8 protein-coding genes are annotated in these 5,822 nt (G+C 47.6%); all 8 read right to left on the reverse strand.

From position 1 onward, the window contains the following. Positions 1-35: 35 nt before the first annotated feature. Complete coding sequence (gene rpl12p / locus VN429_RS05095; RefSeq protein ID WP_325630495.1) at positions 36-344, reverse strand: 50S ribosomal protein P1; 309 nt, start codon at positions 342-344, stop codon at positions 36-38. Between the two features lie 45 nt (positions 345-389). Further along, positions 390-1,238, reverse strand: coding sequence for a 50S ribosomal protein L10 (locus VN429_RS05100; protein WP_325630498.1), 849 nt, complete (start codon positions 1,236-1,238; stop codon positions 390-392). A 2-nt stretch (positions 1,239-1,240) separates the two neighbouring features. After that, entirely contained in the window at positions 1,241-1,885 is a 645-nt protein-coding gene (locus VN429_RS05105) for a 50S ribosomal protein L1 (protein WP_325630500.1), read from the reverse strand. A gap of 63 nt (positions 1,886-1,948) precedes the next feature. Then, on the reverse strand, positions 1,949-2,425 hold the full coding sequence (locus tag VN429_RS05110) for a 50S ribosomal protein L11 (RefSeq protein ID WP_109967385.1): 477 nt from the start codon (positions 2,423-2,425) through the stop codon (positions 1,949-1,951). A 100-nt stretch (positions 2,426-2,525) separates the two neighbouring features. Beyond that, a complete protein-coding gene (locus tag VN429_RS05115) occupies positions 2,526-3,005 on the reverse strand; it encodes a transcription elongation factor Spt5 (protein ID WP_325630503.1) in 480 nt (159 codons plus the stop codon). 2 nt (positions 3,006-3,007) lie between these two features. Further along, entirely contained in the window at positions 3,008-3,199 is a 192-nt protein-coding gene (locus VN429_RS05120; protein WP_325630505.1) for a protein translocase SEC61 complex subunit gamma, read from the reverse strand. 6 nt (positions 3,200-3,205) lie between these two features. Continuing rightward, the gene (ftsZ, locus tag VN429_RS05125; protein WP_109967790.1) at positions 3,206-4,294 is read right to left on the reverse strand and encodes a cell division protein FtsZ; all 1,089 of its coding nucleotides are present in this window, start codon (positions 4,292-4,294) and stop codon (positions 3,206-3,208) included. Next, complete coding sequence (locus VN429_RS05130; protein WP_325630507.1) at positions 4,294-5,610, reverse strand: D-aminoacyl-tRNA deacylase; 1,317 nt, start codon at positions 5,608-5,610, stop codon at positions 4,294-4,296. The genes ftsZ and VN429_RS05130 overlap by 1 nt, the downstream gene beginning before the upstream one ends. Between the last annotated feature and the right edge of the window lie 212 nt (positions 5,611-5,822).

Consider the following 5,822-nt stretch of genomic DNA (forward strand, 5'->3'; position numbering starts at 1 on the left):
CCAGAATTGATACGTGTCCGGAAAAGGAGAGAGGGTTACCCGAACAGGGCACCAAGCCCTGCCATGCCGCTCTCTTCCTCTGCCTTCTTATCTTCTTTTGGTTCCTCTTCTGCTGCAGCCGGAGCTCCACCTGCTGCTGGAGCTGCTGCTGCCACTGCGACAGGAGCAACTGCTGCCTTGCTGATAGCGTCCTCAATGTCGACGCCGTCAAGGGCTGCAACCAGTGCTTTTACACGGGATTCGTTAACTGCGATACCAGCGGCAGAGAGAACTGCCTGAACTGCGGACTCGTTGACTTCCTTACCTGCTTTGTGCAGGAGGAGTGCAGCGTAGATATACTCCATTTATTGTTCACCTATAATTATTTGCGTATGACGTTTTACTCAGTTTCATTCGACCACAGACTGTAGTGCCATAGCCTGTGACTGTGCCTTTCCGATAATTGCATCCATAACATCACTGCTGACAACAGCAGCTTCAACTGCAACATTGCGTGCCTCACGTACTGCTTTAGTAAGCAGGTCAGATGCAGTATCCTTTGTCGGGATCGCAGCATTGAGTGAGAGGTTGAATGCGTGTGTTGCAGCGGTGATGATGTTGTTGTAGAATGCAACCTCGTCGATCGCGAGGACATCAGACTCGTAGACCGTACCTTCATAGAAGGCTGCCTGCAGGAGCAGACCGACATCCATCGGCTTGACATCCAACTTGGCAAGAGCATCTGCAAGTTTCTTTGATATCTCCTGGCCTTCCTTGACGACCGTTTTGGTCTCTCGGATGGTAACCTTGCCTGCCTCTATGGCTGCAGGGATACCTGCCTGCTGGAGTTCTCCTACGATCGGACCAGGCTTGAAACTGGTTGGACCTTTCTCGACAACGATATCGGTTGGTGAAAGCTCACCCGGGCGTGCTGCCATCTTCGTCTTGGTCTTCTCAAGCATACTGTGAAGCTTGAAAGGATTCTCATTTGTGAAGATGAGTGCAGAATGTCCGTTAAGTTTGCCACCGAGATCCTTGATCTCCCCGCCGATTTCTCCAAGGGCGTGTTCGATCAGGGTGTTTCTCGTCATCCGAAGTTCTGCCTTGCCTTTCAGATTGCGACGGATATCCTGCACCTGGCGTGCGGGAATACCATACATATCAACGAGGCCCGTAAGCCTGTACTCTTCCGAGAGTTTTTTGATCTCGGAGATCTCGTCTTTCTTCCATTTGGGAAGGTGAGCAGTATACAGTGGCATTATTACATCACCTTAACTGCCGGACCCATGGTGGTCTTGACATAGACCGAGCGGACCTGGAATTCGCCTGATTCAAGTTTATCCAGAACACGCTTGAGTACCGCATCGATATTTTCGCCAATCTGTTCATCAGACATTGCCGTTGTTCCGACCTTCAAGGAGAAGGCCATCTTGTCTTTCGTCCGAACCCGTACAGAGTTGCGAAGACGCTCGACAATCGGGCGGATATCTACTCCGTCCGGAACTGGCTGTGGCATTTTACCCCTTGGACCGAGCCGTGGACCAAGCCAGCGACCGACAAGGGCCATTACCTTTGTCTCTGCAAGGAAGAACCGATAGTCAGATGCAACCTTTCTTGCCTCACGGGGCTCTCCACCGAGTCTTTCGATCTCGTCCGGGCCCATGATCAGCTCTGCACCTGCATCTCTTGCCTGGGTAACGATATCACCACTACCAAGGACAGAGATCTTGGCTCTGCTGCCATTTCCATGAGGAAGGAGAATTGTCTCGTCAATACGGTTTTTCGGTTGAGACATATCGATATTCTTCAGGTTGATAGTAATATCGACACTCTCAGTGAACTTCCGTTCAGGAGCCGACTCCTTAGCCTTCTGTATCGCGTCAATTATGACGCTCTTCTCTACCATTACGTTCCTCCATAGTTCTGCGACCGTGAATTTTAGCACGATCTTCTATGGCTAATAGCGAACCTATCCCTTGAGAACCGCGTCATGAACGCCCGTGTTGATCTCTGCTATGACATCTTTGGGCTTTTTGCCTGAAACAGTAACACCAAGACTTACACAGGTCCCAACAACTTCCTTTACGGCGTTCTTGAGATCATATGAAAGCATGGATTCGAGTTTCATGTTGGCAATCGTGACAGCGGCCTCCAGTGGAATGTTCCCCACAATTTTGGTATTGGGTTCTCCTGAACCCTTCTCAATGCCAGCCTCTTTCATAATGAGGGCAGTTGTTGGCGGGATACCGACTGAGATGGTGAAGTTTTTCTTCGCATCCACCTCTACGCGGACAGGAACCTGCATCCCATTGAAGGTTGCAGTTTTCTTGTTGATCTCGTCAACAACAGCTTTGACATTGATACCGAGGGGACCTAGTGCAGGTCCGAGTGGCGGACCTGCAGTAGCTTTTCCACCGGGTACTAGTACCTCGACCACATCTGCCATTGTTATCACCCTGATGGGGCATGGTATGCCCTTTTGGGTTCATAAAGGTCGAAGGATAAGAATAAAAATACTTTGCGAGTTTCTGAAAAAATGGATGAAATTAATCATCCTCGCCACGGTCAATTATTCTGACGTGATCGCCTCTGACTGTGATTGGAATTGGAAGAACACTCTCGTACAGCTCAACAGTAATCTCTTCTTTAGAAGCGTCAACACGTTTTACAACCGCTTTTTCACCCTTGAACGGGCCAGCGATAAGTTCAACGATAGTACCTTCATCAATCCCACTGACTGCTGGTTTTGGTGTCAGATAATGCCCAACCTCTTCTAGAGAAGTTGCACCAGGCAGGACGGTACGCGCACTTGGAACCTGCTCCATCAGTTCCTGAACACGCGCAAGAGGTTCTGTAGTTTCGACAAGCACATATCCTTTCAGTTCATCAGGGGCGATGACTGACATAACCTTAATCGTATTGCGGATATCCCGGACTGCCTTGTCGATGTTGTCTGCTACGCTACGCTCAGCCCGGTTTGTCGTTTTGACAGCGTAGATTCGGGTGAGGCGGGGTTCAGTCTCCATGATCACTTCGGAAGGTATACAAAGAGCAGGTATACAATGAAACCTAACATTCCGACAATCAGCACACCAGCTGCTGCCACGAGGGCAATTTTTGTATATTCATCACGCTTTGGGAAGCGTGCCAGTTTAAGAACTCGCCAATATTTACGAAAGAGTTCTTCATTCAGGTTTAGATTGATCTTAGGGGTTTCCATATGATATCACTTCAGAAAGTCTATCTCAAAGTGTCTCTGAAATTTCGGGTTACTTTTCTCATTTCTTCCATATATTTGTGGCGACCGAACACCTGTTAAAATCAGGAGGGTACGGATTGAACCCTGCATTGTTGGATCGATCTGGGCTCCCCAGATGATACGTGCATCAGGGTCAATCAGGTTATACACCTCTTCAACAACCCCTTCTGCTTCTGCCATTGTCATGTCTGGACCGCCAGTAACATTAACAAGAGCGGACGTCGCGCCAGAAATATCTATGTCCAGGAGAGGGGATCTGATGGCCTTGCGCACAGAATCTGCTGCCTTATCAGTGGCATCACTTTCGCCCATTCCAATCATGGCAACCCCTCCCTTTTCCATGACTGCCCTGATATCAGCAAAGTCAAGGTTTACAAGACCTGGAACAGTAATTAACTCAGTTATACCCTTGACTGCACGCATCAGAACTTCGTCTGCAACCTTAAATGCTGCTGACAGTGGTAATTTTGGCACTACCTCTATGAGCCGATCGTTTGGCACCACAATCACGGTATCCGCTACTTCACGAAGACGTTCAAGACCGGATTCAGCATTCTCTGATCTGATTGCTCCTTCAGCTGTGAATGGAAGAGTTACAACCGCAATGGTCAGGGCTCCCTCTTCATGTGCTGCCTTGGCCACAACAGGTGCACATCCGGTGCCGGTACCCCCACCAAGTCCCGCCGTAATAAAAACCATATCAGCATTATCAACAGCCCGGTGAATCTCGTGCTCACTCTCTAGTGCTGCCTCCTCACCCACCTGAGGATAGGATCCAGCTCCAAGACCCCGGGTTCGTTGCCTTCCAATGAGAATCCTGTGATCAGCACGGACAGTCGCAAGATGCATGGCATCAGTATTTACTGCATAAAGGGTGGTCCCGGTTATCCCCTCGTCGTGCATCCTGCTTATGGTATTGGATCCTCCGCCCCCACATCCGATGACAGCTATTTTAGTCATCATAGACTTGAGAACAGCATCCAGATCGCTGTTATTCTGCGGTGGCTGGCTTTCTGTTTTCGCCCTGTTTAATGCCTCTTCGACAATAGATCTCATCATGTGCCCCATCCCGGAATGCAGATCTTCTTTTCTGTCATCCTCTTCACCATCGAAGGAGTTATTTCTCTGCCCTCATGCAACACCACTTCGCCGGCCATAAGTCTTCCAAACAATGGGCCTGGTGATATGCCAAGAGATGCTGCCTTTCCTGGATCAAACTTCTCTTTGGTGATGATTAGACAGTCCCCATCAAATCTGCAGATACAGTTTCTATGTAAGATTGATACGCAGAGATGTATTAATTCATTCGTAATCCGGAGGGCATTTTCCTGATTGGTAATGAATGTGGGATAAACAGCAATGCCCTTTCCTGACAGGTGTATTATTGGAAGAGATTGTATTCCATTCGTAAATTCCTCAAGGTTCGTTTTTGTAGCTTCAAAAAGAAGATCTGAAGGTATTGTAATAGGAGTTAGATCAAATCCCTGCATCTTTCCATGTATTGTAATTCCAGAACCTGCAAGGATCTCCTCAGCAAGTTTCCTTATACAACAGTAATCAGAAAGGGATACATTTCTCATATTCTGTAGATCAGACTGCCCCACAATGATGAGATCACGTTTTGAAGCATATTCTTCGATTCGTTCTATATCAATGCGGGATATGGATTTTCTATCAATGTAAATTGCTTCTGCACCAGATGATGAGACCATCTCATCAAACATGGCCTGGTTAAGATACACAAGATCGCGTGTTGGCATAATATGCCCAAATCCACCCCTTGTTGTGAGAGTAATCTCGGTTTGGCGCTGAGCATAATGGGTTCCTCCAAACCCTGCGAGAGAAATAACACCTTCTGGATCAGCATCGATAACAGCACGGGCGATAACTGCTGCTGCATTTCGATCCTTCCATTCTTTTTCAGTACTTCCTATCTCTACAAAACAGGAAGGTATCGGAAGAGATGTCGGACCATGATGAGTAGCCTCGTAAGTAACTTCATATCCCTCCGGTACTTCATTCGCAAGACGGTTCAATATCGCATGCATCACGCCTGTTGCGGCTGGAGTAAGTGTTCCGGGATTGCCACCGAAGACAGCATCTCCGAAATTCCCAGTAACATGAACCGAAAGAACTGATCGCGGTTCCTTACTGGCATGACGGGAGAGAAAGATGATGAGATCCGCGTCGGTTGTAAGCGAAGATGCTTCAATGTAAATCAGCCGCTCATCAAATTGCCTGTGTTGATATCGTTTCTGAAGGACAGGATTTTTAGATAGGAAGCGTCGGATCTCCTCGTGGATCAGACTACCTGCCCGATCTGCAAGAGAACTTACCAGCAGAATCTTATCTTGTATTTTCCCATTCTTCATGAACGTACCAATCCTTTGATGTCAGAGCGCAACAATTTTCTTCACGCTATATACGCAGGATATGCACATCAATACTCAGCAGAACCGCATGGTACACTCAAAATAGATCTGTTTATTTTTTATGAGCAGATTTCTTCCAGTAATTCAGATCATATCTCTTTCTGCCATAAGACCAATTGTTGGTTTCCGAAGATAGTATAATAGTGATGTGT

This window comes from Methanospirillum sp., assembly GCF_035560735.1.
Classification (GTDB): Archaea; Halobacteriota; Methanomicrobia; order Methanomicrobiales; family Methanospirillaceae; genus Methanospirillum.

Excerpts from the sequence above, each read along its gene's own strand:
- rpl12p (WP_325630495.1), bottom strand. The coding sequence starts at position 344 with ATGGAGTATATCTACGCTGCACTCCTCCTGCACAAAGCAGGTAAGGAA.
- VN429_RS05100 (WP_325630498.1), bottom strand. The coding sequence starts at position 1,238 with ATGCCACTGTATACTGCTCACCTTCCCAAATGGAAGAAAGACGAGATC.
- VN429_RS05105 (WP_325630500.1), bottom strand. The coding sequence starts at position 1,885 with ATGGTAGAGAAGAGCGTCATAATTGACGCGATACAGAAGGCTAAGGAG.
- VN429_RS05110 (WP_109967385.1), bottom strand. The coding sequence starts at position 2,425 with ATGGCAGATGTGGTCGAGGTACTAGTACCCGGTGGAAAAGCTACTGCA.
- VN429_RS05115 (WP_325630503.1), bottom strand. The coding sequence starts at position 3,005 with ATGGAGACTGAACCCCGCCTCACCCGAATCTACGCTGTCAAAACGACA.
- VN429_RS05120 (WP_325630505.1), bottom strand. The coding sequence starts at position 3,199 with ATGGAAACCCCTAAGATCAATCTAAACCTGAATGAAGAACTCTTTCGT.
- ftsZ (WP_109967790.1), bottom strand. The coding sequence starts at position 4,294 with ATGAGATCTATTGTCGAAGAGGCATTAAACAGGGCGAAAACAGAAAGC.
- VN429_RS05130 (WP_325630507.1), bottom strand. The coding sequence starts at position 5,610 with ATGAAGAATGGGAAAATACAAGATAAGATTCTGCTGGTAAGTTCTCTT.